This is a genomic window from Microbacterium sufflavum (assembly GCF_023101165.1).
Lineage (GTDB): Bacteria > Actinomycetota > Actinomycetes > Actinomycetales > Microbacteriaceae > Microbacterium > Microbacterium sufflavum.
In genome coordinates, this window is the sequence record NZ_CP078076.1 from 532,772 (window position 1) to 549,409 (window position 16,638).

General features: G+C 71.6%; 18 protein-coding genes. 11 read left to right on the forward strand and 7 right to left on the reverse strand.

From position 1 onward, the window contains the following. Positions 1–39 precede the first annotated feature (39 nt). Genes KV394_RS02775 through KV394_RS02785 form a run of 3 tightly spaced genes read left to right on the forward strand, consistent with a single transcriptional unit; the run spans position 40 to position 1,882 of the window. A complete protein-coding gene (locus KV394_RS02775; protein ID WP_136034075.1) occupies positions 40–873 on the forward strand; it encodes an SDR family NAD(P)-dependent oxidoreductase in 834 nt (277 codons plus the stop codon). Next, positions 870–1,403: a nuclear transport factor 2 family protein gene (locus tag KV394_RS02780; RefSeq protein WP_247982246.1), complete on the forward strand. Its 534-nt coding sequence runs from the start codon at positions 870–872 to the stop codon at positions 1,401–1,403. Before KV394_RS02775 ends, KV394_RS02780 begins: the two co-directional genes overlap by 4 nt. Then, complete coding sequence (locus KV394_RS02785; RefSeq protein WP_247982247.1) at positions 1,400–1,882, forward strand: nuclear transport factor 2 family protein; 483 nt, start codon at positions 1,400–1,402, stop codon at positions 1,880–1,882. Before KV394_RS02780 ends, KV394_RS02785 begins: the two co-directional genes overlap by 4 nt. A 44-nt stretch (positions 1,883–1,926) precedes the next feature. Here KV394_RS02785 and KV394_RS02790 read toward each other — a convergent pair whose 3' ends face one another. The 5 genes from KV394_RS02790 to KV394_RS02810 form a co-directional block, all read right to left on the reverse strand. Continuing rightward, positions 1,927–2,388 carry an ASCH domain-containing protein gene (locus tag KV394_RS02790; RefSeq protein ID WP_136034068.1) on the reverse strand — a complete coding sequence of 154 codons (462 nt, stop codon included), beginning with the start codon at positions 2,386–2,388 and terminating at the stop codon, positions 1,927–1,929. A 41-nt stretch (positions 2,389–2,429) separates the two neighbouring features. Further along, entirely contained in the window at positions 2,430–3,149 is a 720-nt protein-coding gene (locus KV394_RS02795) for an ABC transporter ATP-binding protein (RefSeq protein WP_247982248.1), read from the reverse strand. After that, complete coding sequence (locus tag KV394_RS02800; protein ID WP_136034064.1) at positions 3,142–4,959, reverse strand: branched-chain amino acid ABC transporter ATP-binding protein/permease; 1,818 nt, start codon at positions 4,957–4,959, stop codon at positions 3,142–3,144. Before KV394_RS02800 ends, KV394_RS02795 begins: the two co-directional genes overlap by 8 nt. A 2-nt stretch (positions 4,960–4,961) precedes the next feature. Further along, on the reverse strand, positions 4,962–5,819 hold the full coding sequence (locus KV394_RS02805) for a branched-chain amino acid ABC transporter permease (protein ID WP_136034062.1): 858 nt from the start codon (positions 5,817–5,819) through the stop codon (positions 4,962–4,964). A 110-nt stretch (positions 5,820–5,929) separates the two neighbouring features. Then, complete coding sequence (locus KV394_RS02810) at positions 5,930–7,156, reverse strand: ABC transporter substrate-binding protein (protein ID WP_136034060.1); 1,227 nt, start codon at positions 7,154–7,156, stop codon at positions 5,930–5,932. A 132-nt stretch (positions 7,157–7,288) separates the two neighbouring features. On the opposite strand from KV394_RS02810, the gene KV394_RS02815 reads away from it, so the two are divergent. After that, the gene (locus KV394_RS02815) at positions 7,289–8,068 is read left to right on the forward strand and encodes an SDR family NAD(P)-dependent oxidoreductase (RefSeq protein WP_247982249.1); all 780 of its coding nucleotides are present in this window, start codon (positions 7,289–7,291) and stop codon (positions 8,066–8,068) included. A gap of 30 nt (positions 8,069–8,098) precedes the next feature. On the opposite strand, the gene KV394_RS02820 is transcribed toward KV394_RS02815, so the two are convergent. Then, positions 8,099–8,671: a PadR family transcriptional regulator gene (locus tag KV394_RS02820; RefSeq protein WP_247982250.1), complete on the reverse strand. Its 573-nt coding sequence runs from the start codon at positions 8,669–8,671 to the stop codon at positions 8,099–8,101. Positions 8,672–8,752: 81 nt separating this feature from the next. On the opposite strand from KV394_RS02820, the gene KV394_RS02825 reads away from it, so the two are divergent. The 5 genes from KV394_RS02825 to KV394_RS02845 all read left to right on the forward strand — a co-directional run bounded on the left by KV394_RS02825 (position 8,753) and on the right by KV394_RS02845 (position 12,963). Then, the gene (locus KV394_RS02825) at positions 8,753–9,676 is read left to right on the forward strand and encodes an alpha/beta hydrolase (protein WP_247982251.1); all 924 of its coding nucleotides are present in this window, start codon (positions 8,753–8,755) and stop codon (positions 9,674–9,676) included. Further along, positions 9,673–11,271 carry a flavin-containing monooxygenase gene (locus tag KV394_RS02830; RefSeq protein WP_247982252.1) on the forward strand — a complete coding sequence of 533 codons (1,599 nt, stop codon included), beginning with the start codon at positions 9,673–9,675 and terminating at the stop codon, positions 11,269–11,271. The genes KV394_RS02825 and KV394_RS02830 overlap by 4 nt, the downstream gene beginning before the upstream one ends. A gap of 77 nt (positions 11,272–11,348) precedes the next feature. Beyond that, complete coding sequence (locus KV394_RS02835; protein ID WP_247982253.1) at positions 11,349–12,092, forward strand: SDR family NAD(P)-dependent oxidoreductase; 744 nt, start codon at positions 11,349–11,351, stop codon at positions 12,090–12,092. Beyond that, positions 12,089–12,532, forward strand: a complete 444-nt coding sequence (locus tag KV394_RS02840; RefSeq protein ID WP_168387243.1) for an acyl-CoA thioesterase — start codon at positions 12,089–12,091, stop codon at positions 12,530–12,532. The genes KV394_RS02835 and KV394_RS02840 overlap by 4 nt, the downstream gene beginning before the upstream one ends. Next, positions 12,529–12,963: a nuclear transport factor 2 family protein gene (locus KV394_RS02845; RefSeq protein ID WP_136045339.1), complete on the forward strand. Its 435-nt coding sequence runs from the start codon at positions 12,529–12,531 to the stop codon at positions 12,961–12,963. The genes KV394_RS02840 and KV394_RS02845 overlap by 4 nt, the downstream gene beginning before the upstream one ends. Here KV394_RS02845 and KV394_RS02850 read toward each other — a convergent pair. Beyond that, entirely contained in the window at positions 12,950–13,984 is a 1,035-nt protein-coding gene (locus KV394_RS02850; RefSeq protein ID WP_247982254.1) for an MBL fold metallo-hydrolase, read from the reverse strand. The genes KV394_RS02845 and KV394_RS02850 overlap by 14 nt on opposite strands. A 120-nt stretch (positions 13,985–14,104) precedes the next feature. Here KV394_RS02850 and KV394_RS02855 point away from each other — a divergent pair, with 120 nt between their 5' ends. Both KV394_RS02855 and KV394_RS02860 read left to right on the forward strand, forming a co-directional pair. Further along, positions 14,105–15,469 carry an MFS transporter gene (locus tag KV394_RS02855; RefSeq protein WP_247982255.1) on the forward strand — a complete coding sequence of 455 codons (1,365 nt, stop codon included), beginning with the start codon at positions 14,105–14,107 and terminating at the stop codon, positions 15,467–15,469. Continuing rightward, complete coding sequence (locus tag KV394_RS02860) at positions 15,466–16,626, forward strand: NADH:flavin oxidoreductase/NADH oxidase (RefSeq protein WP_206252593.1); 1,161 nt, start codon at positions 15,466–15,468, stop codon at positions 16,624–16,626. The genes KV394_RS02855 and KV394_RS02860 overlap by 4 nt, the downstream gene beginning before the upstream one ends. The last annotated feature ends 12 nt before the right edge of the window (positions 16,627–16,638 follow it).

Genomic DNA, 16,638 nt, shown 5'->3' on the forward strand with positions numbered 1-16,638 from the left:
GGCCTGTCCATGCTACCAACCAAATGCTAGGTTTGTTGCATGGGTCACGAAGACGTACCTCCCCGCTCTCCGCGCACGATCGTCGTCACCGGCGGTGCGCTCGGCATCGGTGGCGGCATCAGCCGCCGCTTCGCCGCTGAGGGCGACCACGTGGTGCTGGTCGACATCGACGCCGACGCCGCTGAGGCGACAGCGTCGGAGATCGAGGAAGACGGCGGGAGCTGCACCGCGCTCGTCGGCGACATCACCCGGGACGACACGGTCGCCCGCCTGGCGGCCCACGTTCAGGAGCAGCACGGTCATGCGGAGGTGCTCGTCAACAACGTCGGCGACTTCCGCCCCGCGAAGTCGTTCTTCGCCAAGAGCCCACCGGAGCAGTGGCAGCGGTTGCACGAGCTGAACCTCTGGCACGTGTTCGCGGTGACGCACGCCCTGCTGCCCGGAATGATCGCGGCCGGCCGCGGCAGCATCGTGAACGTGTCCACCGTGGAGGCCTTCCGCGGCATCCCCGGCAACGCGGTGTACTCCGCCTACAACGCCGGCGTGTCCGCCTTCACCAAGAGCCTGGCGGTCGAGCTCGGCCCCTCCGGCATCCGCGTCAACGCGATCGCCCCCGACCTCGCCGACACCCCTCAGACACCGGCCGAGCTGATGCTCGCCGGACGCGACCCCGCTCTGCTGCGCTCCTGGCTCCCTGCCGGGCGCTTCGGTCGACCGGAGGACTTCGCGGGCGTGGTGGCGTTCCTCGCCTCCGACGACGCCGCCTTCGTGACCGGACACACCATTCCGGTCGACGGCGGCACGCTCGCCGCCTCCGGCTGGTACGGCCGCGCGGAGGGCCGCGGCTGGACCAACCTGCCGGATCGAGCATGAACCTCGCGGAGCTGGTCGATCGTCAGGAGATCCACGCCCTCGTGCTCCGCTACTGTGCTGCGGTCGACCGGGCGGATTGGGGCGCGGTGCGTGCGGTGTATGCCACGGACGGCGTCGACCACCACACCGGTTTCTCCGGTGACGCCGACGCCTACGTGGCCTGGTTGCGCGAACGGACCGCGGTCTTCGACGGCACTGCGCACCTCACCGCCAACCACACGGTCGAGCTGCTCGGCGACCACGCGTACGCGGAGACCTCCGGCACCGCTGTGCACTGGGGATCCCCGGCCGAAGACGAGACCCGCAACTTCACGAGCGGCTTCCGCTACCTCGACCACCTGCGCCGCGACCCGGACGGCTGGCGGATCGTCGAGCGCCTCGCGGTGCGCGACTGGACCCGGTCCGATGCCGGGCGCCTGCGCGATCCCGAGGGCGACGGCCCACGCGGACGGCGAGGACCGGACGACCCCTCCACCGCGTTCCGGGAGCGGGTGCGGACGACAGCCGAGAGCGCGAGGAGGATGACATGACCGCGGACATCGAACGGCGGCTGCGGCTGCTGGAGGACCGCCTGGAGCTCATCGACCTGGAGGCGACGTACGCGCGCTCGTTCGACGAACGCGACGGCGCCGCGTGGAGCGCGCTCTTCACGGACGACGGGGTGTACCAGTCCCGGCCCGTAGGCGACGCGCCGCCCGTCACGTTCGTACAGGGTCGTGTTGCGCTGGAGGCGTTCTGCCGCGACGCCCCGTTCTCGGGCATCCACTTCCTGCACCTGCCGCAGCTGCGGTTCGACGGCGACCGGGCGACCGCCCGCGTGCACCTCGAGTTCCACGGCGACCACCCTGCGGACCCGGGCGCACCCCGCGTGGCGATGCGCGGGTACTACGACGTGGCGTATCGCCGGGTGGACGGTCGCTGGCGCATCGCCCACCGCGTCACCACGGCGTTCGGACGCGAACAGACAACGGTGCTCGGCTATCCGCCCGCGGCCGTGCTGCCGGACTGATCCGAGCGGAGGTCGGGCGAGGTCACGGTCAGGCGCGGCCCCGGTCAGACGGGGAGGACGAGCCGGAACCGCTCGCAGAGCACGGGCATGTCCGGGGCGTAGCCGCGCGGGCTCTCGGAGTGGGTGCGCCAGTAGCGCTCGTGCACCTCGCGCCAGTGCTCCAGCGTGCGGTCACCCTCCCCCTCGGCGAAGGCGTGCACGGCATCGACCCGGTCGAACGGCACGACCTCGAGCGCGGTCGTCTCGATCACGGCGCGCGGCTCCCCGCGTCCGTCGAGGATGATGCTGAGCTCACCCACCTCGGGCAGCGGGTCGCCGGTCGCCTCGTAGTCCCACAGCGACGACGCGGTGCCGACCTTCACACCGGCGAGCACCAGCGCGAGCAGCTCGTCGGCGTGCGCCGGGGTGGCACCGAACGCCCATGCCTCCGGCACCGCTTCGGGAAGGTGCGGCAGCGCCGCCCTCGCGTCGCGCCAGTACTGCTCGATCCCCGCACCGTCATCCACCCGCCCAGACTAGCGGCGGACACCCCCGGGACCGCCTGCCGTCACGCGACCGCGCCGAAGTACGCCCGCTGCAGATCCTCCAGGGACACGTCGGCCGCGGCGCCCGCGAGCGTCGTGCGGCCCATCTCGATCACGGCCACCTCGTCGGCGATCGCGACGGACTCCTGCACCGCCTGTTCGACGAGGAGGATGCCGATGCCGGTCGCCTTCAGCTCGTGCACCCGCTCCATGACCTCCTTCACGATCACGGGGGCCAGGCCCTGGCTCGGCTCATCGAGGATCAGCAGTTTCGGCTTCGCCATGAGCGCCTGCCCGATCGCGAGCATCTGCTGCTGTCCGCCCGACATGCTTGCAGCCGGCAGGGCCCGCTTGCTGCCGAGGATCGGGAACAGCTGGTAGATCTCGTCGACCGAGGAGGCGAGGCCGCGCTTGCCGAGGCGTCGCGAGAAGCCGCCGAGGATCAGGTTCTGCTCGATCGTCAGCTCACGGAAGACCTTCTTGCCCTCCTGCACGTAGGAGATCCCGCGCGCGACCCGCTTGTGCGGCGCGTCGGCGAGGGGCGCCCCCAGGTAGGAGACGGACCCGCCCGTGACCCGGTTCAATCCGGTGATGGCACGCAGCGTGGTGGTCTTGCCGGCGCCGTTGCGACCGAGCAGCACCGTGATCTCTCCCGACCGCACCGTGAGCGACACGTCGCGCACCACGGTCAGGTCGCCGTAGCCGGTCCTCAGCGCCGACACCTCCAGCAGCACGTCACTCATGGTCGCCGCCTCCCGCCGCGTTGGTCTCCGCCGTGACGCCGAGGTACTCCTCCATCACGCGCGGGTTGCTCTCGATCTGCTCCGGTGTGCCGTGCGCCATAACCGCGCCCTGGGCGAGCACGTAGATGTCGTCGGCGAGACGCAGCACCAGCTGGAAGTTGTGCTCCACGAGGATCACGGTCATCCCGGCGTCGCGCAGCCGGCGCACCAGGCTCTCCAGCACCTCCAGCTCGTCCTCGTCGAGGCCGGAGGCGACCTCGTCGAGCAGCACGACCTGGGGCGAGGCCGCGAGGCTGCGGGCGACCTCCAGCAGGCGGCGGTTGCCGAGCGGGAGGGAGTCGGCCGGCTCGTCGCGCTGCGCGCTCAGCCCGACCAGTGCCAGGGCACGTTCGGCCGCCGCGCGGTTCTCCCGACGCGCCCGCCAGAACGACGGCAGGCGCAGCACCGACGCGAACACGCTGGCGCGCTCGGTCGCGTAGCACCCGGCCTGCACGGCTTCGAACACGGTGAGCTTCTCGGGGATGTTGGGGGTCTGGAACGTGCGCGACACTCCGGCCCGCGCGACCCGATACGACGAGAGCCCCTGGATGGGCCGCCCGTCGAGCTCGATCGTGCCGGCGTCGGTGCGGTAGAACCCCGAGATCATGTTCAGCAGCGTGGTCTTGCCCGAGCCGTTGGGCCCGATGATCGCGGTGACCGCGCCCGGCGCCGCCTCGATCGAGACCTTCGAGAGTGCCTGGTTGCCGCCGAACGCCTTCGAGACACCGTCGGTGCGCAGCAGGGCGCCGTCGAGCCTCTCGACGTCGGCCGGGGCTGCGGGCACGGGCTCGATGCCGACCCTGCGCTTCGCAGCGATGTCGGCCTTGCGCACGAGGCTGCGCACGAGCCCGGAGAGACCGCCGGTGAATGCGACCCCTCCGATGAGCAGGAACGCACCGGAGATGATGAGGCCGAACTTGCTGAAGTTCGTCGACTGGTTCATGCCGAACTGCAGCACGGCCGCGCCGATGAGCGCCCCGTAGATGCTTGCGGATCCGCCGAAGATCGACGCCGCGAGCACCGTCATCGCGAAGGAGAACGCGAACGCCTCCGGCGAGATGAACAGGTCGAGGTTGGCGAACAGCACGCCCGCGATGCCGGCCGGCACCGCGCCGATCGCGTACGCGGTGAGCTTGGCGCGGAAGACCGAGATGCCCATGGACGACGCCAGCACGGGGCTCTGCTTGAGCACGCGCAGGGCGGTGCCGTGGTCGGACACGACGAGGTTGCGGATGAGGGCGAACACGACGATCGCGATCGCGACGATCAGCACGTAGTACGTCCGCCCGTCGATCATCTGCCCGAAGGAGGTCGCGGGCATGATGCCGGCCAGGCCGTTGCGACCGCCGGTCTCCTCCTTGAAGATCGACAGCACGTCGGGGACGATCAGGATCAGGAAGAACGAGGTCATCGCGAGCGACCAGCTGCCGAGCCGGAGCCCGGGGATGCCGGAGATCAGGCCGACGATCAGGGCGGCCCCTCCGCCGATCAGCAGTTGCAGCCAGATGTCGGTCACGCCGGCCTTGTTGGCGAGACCCGCCGCGTAGGCACCGGCGGCGTACATGGCGACCTGACCCATCGCGAGCTCGCCGGCGTAGCCGAGCGAGAGGTTCAGGCCGAGCACGATGAGGGCGAGGATGAGCGTGAGCTCGATCTGCCGGGTCGCGCCGTAGTTGAGCCCCAGGAAGGGCAGCACGAGCAGCACCGCGCCGATGGCGAGCGGCCAGAGCCACCCGGGGACGGCACGCAGTTTCAGCCAGAGAGCGGCCATGGTCACACCGTCCGTTCCACGCGACGGGTGAAGAGCCCCGTCGGTTTGACCATCAGGATCACGATCAGGATGAAGAACACCGTCAGCCCCGCGTAGTCCGCGCCGATGTAGCGCGTGGCGAGGGCCTCGGCGAGTCCGACGATCAGCCCCCCGACCAGCACGCCGCCCAGCGACCCGAAGCCGCCGATGGCGAGCACCACGAAGCCCTTGAGCGCGAGCGAGGCGCCGAGGGTCGCGACCGCGTAGGTCTTGGGCCCGACGAAGACGCCGAGGAACCCGGCGAGCACCCCCGTGAAGATGAAGGCCAGCAGGGCGAAGCGCCGCACGTTCACGCCGCGCAGCTGGGCCGCCTCCCGGTTCTCGCTCATGCCGAGCAGGGCGATGCCGGTCATGCTCCGCTTCGCGAACTGGGTGAGCACCACCACGAGCACGATCACGAGCACGATCAGGGCGATCTCGACGGGGTACACGCGGCCGCCGAGGAACTCGAGCACCTGGTCGCCCATGAAGAAGGGGACACGCTTGGGCTCACCGCCCCAGATCACCTGTGCGACGCCTTCCATGATGATCGACGCGCCGAGCGTGGTGACGAGCAGGTTGTGCGGGTCTTTCACCGGTCGGATGGCGACGCGCTCCTCCAGCGCGGCGATCCCGCCGACGATCACGGCCGCGCCGATCGCGACGAGCCACCAGGGCAGACCCCAGACGACGATGCCGACGTACGCGAGGAACGCACCGAGCATCATGAGCGCCGCCTGGGCGAAGTTGAAGGTCTTCTGGGAGAGGAAGACGATGTTGTAGCCGATCGCCACCAGTGCGTAGATCGCACCGAGCGCGAGGCCGGACCAGATGATGGTCATTGCGGTCGGGTCCTTCCATCATTGTGGCTTCGAGGCGGCGGGCTCCGTGTGCCGACGGCTCGGATCCGCGGGGGATCCGAGCCGCCGGCCGTGGTCGCTCGCCGGCCGGGTCAGGGCTGGAACTGACCGTTGACGAGCTCGCCCGGGGGGATGAACGCGAACTGGTCCGGGCTCACGTGCGGGCTGTGCGCGTCCTTCTCGAACGCGTAGTTGGCGAGGATCGCCGTCTCGGCCGCCTTCTGCACCTCGGGGTCGATGAGCGCCTCGACCAGGGCGTCGGGGTCGTCGATGCCACCGGCCTTCTCCGCGGCGGCCTTGAACAGCAGCGCCGAGTCGTAGTTGTACGCGAGGATCAGCGACGACTTGATGTCGCCCGCAGCGAGCATACGCTCCACGGCGTCGTTGACCTTGGTGTCGTCGGGGTTGTACTGGGTGCTGGAGTACACCTGCATGGTGAGGTTCTTCACCTGATCGGTGCCGAGCACGCCGTCGGGGGCGGGCGTGGCGATCAGACCGGTCGCGGCGACGGAGGAGTTGCCCATCACCGGCACGTCCCAGCCGAGCTTCTCGAGGCTCTGCAGCACGTAGCCGAGCGGGGCGCCGTAGGCGTCGAGAACGAGCACGTCGGGGTCGCCCTGCTGGAGCGCCGACAGCTGCGGGGTCATGTCGAGCGCGGCGTTGTCGAAGCCCTCGTTGCCGGTGACGGTGAAGCCCGCGTCGGCGAAGGTGGTCTCACCGAGCTGTCCGAACAGCTCGCCGTAGGCGCTGGAGCCGTGCAGGATGGCCACGTCCTCGTAGCCGCGATCCTCCATCTCGGCGACGAACGAGCCGAGGTAGTCGGGCACGGACGCGCTCAGGTCGAAGCTGTAGGGGTTGACCGAGGGGTCGCCGGAGCCGGTGGTCGGGCCGATGTTGAACGACACGATCTGGTTCTGCGTGAGGATCGGCAGCATCGCCTCGGTGATGGTGGAAGGGCCGGAGTTCATCACGAGGGCGGGCTTGCCCTCGGTGGCGATGTACTCGCGCAGCTTGGTGACGGCGACGGTCGGGTCGGCGTTGTCCTCCAGATGCGTGATCTCGACCTCGCGGTCGAGGATGCCGCCCATGTCGTTGACGGCGTCGACGGAGGCGAGGGCTGCCGTGACGGCGGTGGTGGCGTTGTCCGCCAGGATGCCCTCCGCGCCCATGCCGCCCAGCACCACGATCTTGATCGGATCGCCCCCGGCGTCCCCGCCGCCGCTGTTGTCGGCGTCCGCATCGCCGCCGGAGCAGCCGGCGAGCGCCATGGACGACACCACGATCCCTGCGGCGACTGCCGCGAGCCTCTTGAATCGCATTTCCGAACCTCTCTCATCGTTGAGTTAGAGCGACCAAACGCTTGCTTAGTAAATCACACTCGGATCACCCGGACAATGCCCAACCGGTCAATTGCTTGGTTGATGACGGAACTGCTGTTAGATTCGCCGCTCATGGACACTCAGCAGAGCATCGACGCCCGCCAGCCCTCCCCCCTCGACGGCGTCGCCGTGGTGACGGGAGGCACCGGAGGGATCGGCTCGGCGATCGCGCGCGGCCTGGTCGCGGCGGGCATGCGCGTGGTCGTCACCCACCGCTCCGAGCCCGCCCCCGAGGTGCGCACGGCCCTGGGTGCCGACATCGAGCTGCACCGCCTGGACGTGCGCGACGAGGAGGCAGCGCGCGCCCTCGCGGACGACCTCGTGACACAGCACGGTGCGATCCACACGGTGGTGCACGCCGCCGGTCCCCACGTGCCGATGGTGCACCTGTCGAAGGTCCCCGTGGCGCAGTTCGCCCGCCAGGTGGACGACGACCTCGTGGGCTTCTTCACGATCGCTTCGGCATTCCTGCCCGCCCTGCGCCAGGCGTCCGGCTCGCTCACGGTCGTGACCAGCGCCGGCACCCGCCGATATCCCGTCCGCGACGGGCTCTCGGTGGCCCCGAAGGGCGGGGTGGAGGCGCTGGCGCGCGGGCTCGCCGCGGAGGAGGGCCGCTTCGGCGTGCGCGTGAACGCCGTGGGCCCCGGGATGCTGTGGGACGGCATGTCGGCCCGCCTCATGGCCTCGGGCGACCTCGACCAGCGGGCGCTCGACGTGGCCATGGCCAACATCCCGATGCGCCGCTTCGGCACCGCGGACGACATCGCCGCGGCGGTCTCTTTCCTCGCGTCGCCCGCGGCCGGGTTCATCACGGGGCAGAAGCTCGACGTCGACGGGGGCTTCGGGCTCTGAGCCCCGGGGACGGTCACGCGCGGCCCGGCGTCATCGCATGCCCTGCAGGCGCTCGAGCAGCCAGTCGATGCGGGCGGCCTCGTCGCGGTTGAACCGCTCCGCCCACTCCAGGGCGACCCCGGAGAACCGCCACGCCTCTTCGCGCTCGGCTCCCCTGGCGTGCGCCCCCGCGTCCTCAGCGGTCAGCAGTGCCTCGTCGCGGTAGGCGGTGAGCGCGGCGCGCAGGCGGTCGAGATCGCCGTTGTGCGCGGCCCACAGGCGCAGGATCTGCGGGTGCTTGAGCACCACCGGCTCGGGTGGCACGTCGTCGGTCCAGCGCCGCATGTGGTCGCGTCCAAGCGGGGTGATCGCGTACAGGCGCCGGCTCTTCGCGGCGTGCGTCTGCTCTACCCGGGAGACCGCGAGGCCGAGGTCCTCCAGCCGGCGCAGCTCGGTGTAGATCTGGCTCTGCGACGGAGCCCAGTAGAAGAACGCGAGGCTCTGGTCGGCCCACTGCTTGACGTCGTAGCCCGACAGCTCGGTGTCGAACGACAGGATGCCCAGGACGGCCCAACTCGTGGCGGGCAGCTCCGGCAGCTGCGGGGTGTTCTCGTGATCGGTCACTTGACCTCCTCGTCGTTGAGTGAGATATTCCTGATCGTACTATGACTAACAGTCATACCGACGCCGATCGAAGGAGATCAGGTGGACGAGACGACCCGGATGCTGGACCTGCTCAACGCGACGTTCCCGCCGATCTGGACGATGGACCCGCTGGCGGGACGCGCCGCCGTGGATGCGCGCATCCGCCCCGCCGCGAACCTCGACGACGCCGACGCGGAGGACGCGGTGGTCGCGCGCGGCACGCACCCGATCCCGATCCGCGTGTACCGCCCCGCGACGATCCGCGATGGCGCGCCCGCCACCGTGTACGCGCACGGCGGCGGCTTTCTGCACGGCTCGATCGCCGGACACGACGGCTTCTGCCGGCGCTGGGCGCGGGAGACGGAGTCGATCGTCGTGTCGGTCGACTACCGGCTCGCGCCGGAGGCAGGACCCGGCGCCGCCCGGGACGACCTCGTGGCCGCCGCGGACTGGACGGTGGTGGCGGGCCTCGCGCCGCACGGGCTGCTCCTCGCAGGGGACAGCTCGGGGGGCAACATCGCTGCCGGCGCCGCGATCGCCCTCCGCGACCGCGGCCACAGCCCCGTCGTCGGCCAGGTGATGCTGTACCCGTTCCTGGACCCGGCCATGGCCACGGAGAGCCATCGCACGCGAGCCGCGGGGTACTTCGTGACCGCCGAGCTGCTCGCCCACTACTGGCGCACCTTCCTCGGTGACGCCGCCGACCGGGTCCACCCCGACGTCACGCCGCTCGCGGTCGACGACCTGGGCGATCTGCCGCCCGCCGTCGTCGTGACCGCCGGGCTCGACCCGCTGTGCGACGAGGGGGCGCTGTACGCCCGGCGTCTCCGCGCCGCCGGGGTGCCCGTGGTCGAGCGACACCATCCCGACCAGTTCCACGGATTCCTCACGATCCCCGGCTTCGGCCCCGCCGCGTCCGCCGCGGCGCTCCTCTGGAGCGACGTGCGCGCGCTCACCCCCACCCCTGCCAAGGAGCAGACATGACCACCCAGCACGACCTCCTCGTCGTCGGCGCCGGCCTCGCCGGGCTGTACACCACGATCCACGCCGAACGGGCCGGGCTCGACGTGCTCGGGCTGGAGGCCGGCGACGACGTGGGAGGCACCTGGTACTGGAACCGCTACCCCGGTGCGCGGTGCGACGTGGAGAGCATCGACTACTCGTTCTCGTTCGACGACGAGCTGCAGCGCGAATGGCGATGGACCGAGCGCTATGCGACACAGCCCGAGATCCTGCGCTACCTGAACCACGTGGCCGACCGCTTCGACGTGCGCCGCCACTACCGGTTCGGACAGCGCCTGTCCGCCGCGAGCTGGGACGAGGGGCTGCAGCACTGGGAGGTGCGCACGGAGACCGGGCTGACGGCGACCGCGCGGTGGCTGGTGATGGCGACGGGCGGGCTCTCGAAGCCGCAGCTGCCCGATCTCCCCGGGCGCGACACCTTCGCCGGCACCGTGCTGCAGACCTCCGCCTGGCCCGAGGGCCCGGTCGACCTGCGGGGGCGGCGCGTGGCCGTGATCGGCACGGGGTCGTCCGGTGTGCAGGCCATCCCGCTGCTCGCGGAGCAGGCGTCCGAGCTCACGGTGTATCAGCGCAGCGCCAACTACAGCGTGCCCGCGTTCAACCGTCCGATCGACGACGAGGAGTGGGCACAGCAGCAGCGGGCCCTACCGCGACGGCGCGAGCTGTCGTGGAACGGTGCCGCGGGCTCGCCGTGGACGAGTCATCCCGTGCCCTTCGCGGAGACCGGCGAGGAGGAGCGGCGGGCGGTGTTCGAGGAGAGCTGGACCCGCGGCGGCGTGCTGTTCGCGAAGGCGTTTCAGGGCCTCACGGTCGACCCGGTGATCAACGACGCCGCGCGGTTGTTCTTCGAGGAGAAGCTCGCCGAGCGGGTGCATGATCCCGAGGTGCGCGCGACGCTGACCCCGCGCGATCACCCCGTGGGTACCAAGCGCATCTGCACGGACTCGGGCTACTACGAGACGTTCAACGCCCCGCACGTGACGCTCGTGGATCTGCGCACGGAGCCTCTCGCCGAGGTCACCCCGACCGGCATCCGCACGGCCGCCCGGCACCGCGAGCACGACGTGATCGTGTACGCCACGGGCTTCGACGCCATGACCGGGGCCCTGACGGCGATCGACATCCGGGGCCGCGAGGGCCGCTCGCTGCGCGAGGACTGGAGCGGCTTCCCCTCCACCTACCTCGGTATCGGACTGCCCGGGTACCCGAACCTGCTGGTGCTGAACGGCCCGGGCAGCCCCAGCGTGCTGTCGAACATGGCGCTGACGTCGGAGCAGCAGGGCGACCTGGCGCTGCGGATGATCGCGCACTGCCGTGACCGCGGGTTCACGTCGATCGAGGCGCGCGCGGATGCGGCGGAGGCGTGGACGGCGCACTCCCTCGAGCTCGCCGACCGCACGCTGTTCGGCTCCGCACCCTCGTGGTACACCGGCGCCAACATCGCGGGGAAGGCTCGCGGCTTCCTGCCGTACATCGGCGGCTTCAAGGCCTACATCGACCGGTGCGAGGAGGTCGCCGCCGCCGGGTTCCGCGGTTTCGTGCTGTCGTCGCGCTGATCGCGCAGTCGGGCTGGCCTTCGGACGACCTCGCCGCTAGAGTCAAACAAGCAAATGCTTGGGCAAAGGAGCGCGGGATGAGTGCCATCGACCTCGGATTCACCACGGGAGACGCGGTGCTCATCACCGGCGCGGGCAGCGGCATCGGCCGGGCGACCGCCGTGCGCGCCGCCGAGCTCGGGCTGGCCCTGAGCCTGTGGGATCTGAACCCCGAGGGACTCGAGGAGACCGCGACGCAGGTGCGCGCGGTCGCCCGCGCGGTGCACACCTGGGTGGCCGACGTGTCGGACGATGCCGCCGTGTCCGCGGGTTTCGCCGACGCCGCCGCCACCCTCGGCCCGGTGCGCTACCTGCACAACAACGCCGGCCCCGCGTCTGCTTCCACACTCCCCTTCGACCGTGCCCTGGAGATCTGCGTGGGCAGCGTGCGCCGTGTGACCGACGCCTGGGCGGCGGCCGGTCCCGGCACCGGCGCCGCGATGGTCGCCACCACCTCGGTCGCCGGCAACCTCGTGGGCACCGACAGCGCGTGGTACTCCGCCGCGAAGGCCGCCATCATGGGCTACGTCCGCCACCTCGCCGCCCACCGCGCCCACGAGTTCCGCTCCAACGGCGTCGCGCCCGGGATGACCGACACCCCGCGGCTCGCCGGGTTCGCGAGCAGCGAGACCGGACAGCGTGTCCTCACGCGCATTCCGCTGAAGCGCATGGCCACGCCCGACGACATCGCCTGGGCCACACTGTTCCTGCTCTCGCCGCTCGCGGGCTACGTCAACGGCGTCTTCCTCCCGGTCGACGGGGGCTGGACGGTCACCCAGTGAGCGCGGAGCCCGAGCGCCCGGTGCTGCACTCCCACACGACCCGCCTCAGCTACGCGGACACCGACCCCGCGGGGATCCTCTACTACGCCGCCTGGTTCCCGAAGATGGAGGCGCTGCAGTCGGAGTTCCTCTATCTGCAGGGGCTACGGCAGGACACGCTGGTCGAGCGCTTCGGGTGGTGGACGGTGTCACGCGCCACGACGTGCGAGTACCTGGCCGCAGCCCGCCTGTTCGACGAGGTGCGCATCGACCTGCGTCTGGGACGCATCGGCGCCTCGTCGTTCCGCTTCGCGTTCCGCATGACCCGACTCGACGACGACGTGCCGGTCGCGCGCGCCGAGAACACGGTCGTGACGGTCTCCCCCGCGCAGGAGCCCGTGCGCATCCCCGCCGACCTGCGCGCGCACCTGGAGCGCTGGGCGGGAGGGGGTGCCGCATGAACGTCGACCTGCGCACGATCGGCGACCGTCAGGAGATCGCGATGCTGCTCGCCCGCATCGCCCACCTGGCCGACGCGGGAGACCCCGCGGAGTACGTGCGGTGCTTCACTCCGGACGCGGTCTGGGACCTCACCGACGCGACCGACCTGCCGATGGACGTGCAGACGATCTCCGGGAGGGCGGCGCTGCTCGCGGGCGTGCACGAGCGCCGTGCGGCCGGCATCCAGGGCCCGGGCACCCACACGCGGCACGACGTGTCGAGCATCGCGGTCGAGGTGGACGGCGACCGGGCGCGGTCGCGCGCCTACTTCCGCTACTACCGCGGCACCGACGGGGCGCCGGTGCTCGCGGCGATGGGGGTGTACGCCGACGAGTTCGTGCGCGACGGCGACCGCTGGCTGCTGCGGCGACGCGTGATCAGCCGGGGCTGAGCCACGCGCGGGCCCGGCCGCTGCGTACGAGCTCGCGGTGCATCTCGGTCTGCCGCAGCGCGGAGTGCAGCCAGAATCCGTCGAGCCCCTGCCATCCCGCGGTCCACGTGAGGCGCTGCGCGTACTCCCACACCGGGCTGTCGCCGAGCTCGTCGACCAGCGCTGCCACCTCGGCCGTGCGACGCAGATGGTGGGCCGCGATCCGAGCCCGCCGTTCCCTCAGCCCGGTGAACCGGAACTCGTGGCCGGGCAGCACCGTGAAGGCGTCGAACGGCGCCAGGCGGTCGAGCGAGTCGAGCAGGTCGCCCAGGGGCTCATCGCCCGGCAGCACGCCGATGCCGACACCCGAGTAGATGCGCGGCAGCACGTGATCGCCCGTGAACAGCAGTCGCGCCTCTCGGTCGGCGAGGCAGACGTGACCGCCCGTGTGCCCCGGGGTCGCGACGACCTCGAGGCGCCGCCCGCCGAGGTCGAGCACGTCGCCGTGGGCGAGCAGCACGTCGGGCTCCACGTCGCCGGTGAGGGACGGACGCGTGAACGACGCCAGGAGCTCGGCGTGGCGATCGCGGGGGACGCCCCAGCGCTCGACCGTATGGCGGTAGGCCGCGGGGTCGGTGGCCGCGGGATCGACCACGACACCCAGCACCCGTCGCTCGGCGGACGACATCGCGATGCGGGCTCCCGTGCGGTCGCGGAGCCGTGCGGCGAGCCCGAGGTGGTCGGGGTGGTGGTGGGTCACGACGACCGTCGCGAGCTCGGACAGCGCGCGGCCGGCGGCGGCGAGCGCTTCCTCGATGCGGGACAGGTTGCCCGGGGTGTCCCACCCCGGATCGATCAGGTGCACGCCGTCGCCGCCGAGCACGGCGTAGGCGAGCGTGCCGGGCAGCGTACCCTCGGGGATCTCGACCGGGATGCACCACAGGCCGGGGGCGATCTCGGCGGGCGGGCGCAGTTCGCCGCGATCCCACGCCGTCCGCTCCGCCTCGTCGACGGGGACCACGTCGTCCGCTACCGCGTTCATGACATCACCCTAGCAATCGCTTGTTCATTTCACGAGATCCGGCTAGCCTGACGCCTGGGACGCGGTCCCGCGAGCGGGACGGTGACAGTGGAGTCGGGACGAGAGCGCCACGAGCGCGCAGTGGTCGCACTGCTCGCCGCATGCGGCATGCTGACCTCCCTGCAGTTCACGCTCATCGTGCCCATCCTGCCGCTCATGCCCGCCCTGCTCGGCACCACGGCCGCCGATGCGTCCTGGCTCATCACGGTCACCCTGCTCACCGGGGTGGTCGGCACACCGGTGGTGACGCGGCTCGCCGACCTGCACGGCCGCCGGCGGATGCTGCTCGTGGCCATGTCGCTGCTCGTCGCCGGATCGGTCATCGCGGCCGTCGTGCCCGGATTCCTCGCGGTGCTCATCGGCCGGGCGCTCCAGGGATTCGGCACCGCCGTGGTGCCGATCGGCATCGCCCTCCTGAGCGCCCTCGTCTCCCGCCGCCGCGCCGTGCTCGGCATCGCCCTCATGAGCGGCACGCTCGGCATGGGCTCCGCGCTGGGCCTCGTGCTCGCCGGGCCGCTGCTCGCGTGGGGCGGACTGCCGGCCGTGTTCTGGTGCTCCGCCATCGTGGGCGCCGTGTTCTGCGTGCTCATCCGGCTGCGCATCGATGAAGCCCCCACGCGACCCGTGCGGGGATTCGACGGCATCGGGGCCGTGCTGCTCGCGCTCGGGCTCACGGCCCTGCTGCTCGCCATCTCGCGGGGTCAGTACTGGGGATGGGCCAGCGTGCCGACGCTCGGACTCGCGGCACTCGCGGCCGCGGCACTGCTCGCCTGGCTGCTGTGGGAGCGACGGCACCCGGCACCGCTGATCGACGTGCGCACGAGCCTGCGCGCACCGATCCTGCCGATCAACGTGGCCTCGTTCTTCGCGACGGCCGGCATGTACGCCAACCACCTGCTCACCACCCAGGAGGCCCTGGCACCCGCCGCGACCGGCTACGGCCTGGCCACCACGACCGCCGCCGCCGGGCTCTTCCTGCTGCCGTCCGCCGTGACGATGATCGCCCTCGCGCCCCTCGCCGCCCGTGTGATCAGCCGCTTCGGCGGGCAGCGCGCACTGCTGCTGGGGTCGTCGCTCATGGCCGCGGCGTTCCTGCTGCGGATGCTGTTCCACGGCGCGGCCCTGCCCGTCCTGCTCGGCTCGGCACTGGTCGGCGCGGGGGTGGCGTTCGCGTTCGCGGCGATGCCGTCGCTCATCACCGCCTCGGTCCCTCCAGACGAGGTCGCCACCGCGAACGGTGTGAACTCGGTCATCCGCACGCTGTCCGGCGCGGTCGTCGCCGCTCTCTTCGCGTTCGCGATCACCGCCCTGCCCTCGGCCGCCGATCCGTCCTTCCTGTCCGAGCAGGCGCTTCTGCTGTGCTTCGGCGCCGCAGCGCTGTGCGGTGCCGTGACCGCCGTGCTCGCCACCGTCCTCCGCCTCCCCCGTCTCCCGGAGTCGCCATGACCCTGTTCTCGCCACTGACCCTGCGCTCCGTGACGCTGCCCAACCGCATCGGGATCTCCCCCATGTGCATGTACGCGTCCCGCGAGGGCTTCGTGACCGACTTCCACGTCGCGCATCTCGGACGCTTCGCCCTGGGTGGTGCGGGGCTCGTGATCGCCGAGGCGACGGCCGTGCATCCGCGGGGCCGCATCTCGCCGTTCGACGCGGGACTGTGGAGCGACGAGCAGGTGCCGGGGTGGGGTCGGGTCGCCGAGGTCGTGGGTGCCGCGGGCGCCGTTCCCGGGGTGCAGCTGGGTCATGCGGGGCGGCGGGCAGCGGTGCGCGAGCCGTGGCGGGCCGGTGCACCCCTGGACGAGACCGACGCCGCGGTCGGCCACGGCCCCTGGCCCCTCGACGCCCCGAGCGCCCTGGCGGCAGGACCGGGCCACGCCGTGCCCGCGGCGGTCACCGCGGCCGACATCGCCCGCTCCGTGCAGGACTGGCACGACGCCGCGGTGCGGGCGGTCGCCGCGGGGTTCCGCTTCGTCGAGCTGCACGGCGCCCACGGCTACCTGCTGCACTCGTTCCTCTCCCCCGTGTCGAACCGTCGCACCGACGCGTACGGCGGCAGTCCGCAGAACCGGCTCCGCTACCCGCGCGAGGTGGTCACCGCCGTGCGGTCGGCGATCGGCGACGGCATCCCGCTGTCGTTCCGGCTGTCCGCGGTCGACGGCGCCGCGGACGGACTGGGCATCGACGACACGGTCGGCATCGCGCGCGCCCTCGCCGCGGAGGGCGTGGACCTCATCGACACCTCGTCCGGGGGCATCACCACCGACCGCTCGACGGACACCAGGGTCCGCCGCGGCTTCGCCTTCCACGCCGACTTCTCCCGCCGCATCCGCGACGAGGCCGGGGTGCCGACCGCGACGGTGGGCCTGATCGTGGACCCCGTGCAGGCCGATCGACTGCTCGACCACGGCGACGCCGATCTCGTGCTGCTCGGCCGGGAGGCGCTCGACGACCCCAACTGGCCGCATCACGCGCGCGCGGCGCTCGGCGACGACAGCCACGAGGGATGGGACGTGCGGTTCGGCAGCGCCCTCGGTCCGCGCGCGCGGACGCTCGCCCGGCTCGCCGCCGCGGGTGAGACCCCGCTCTCGCGCTTCGAGGGCTGAGCCGGAGCCCGA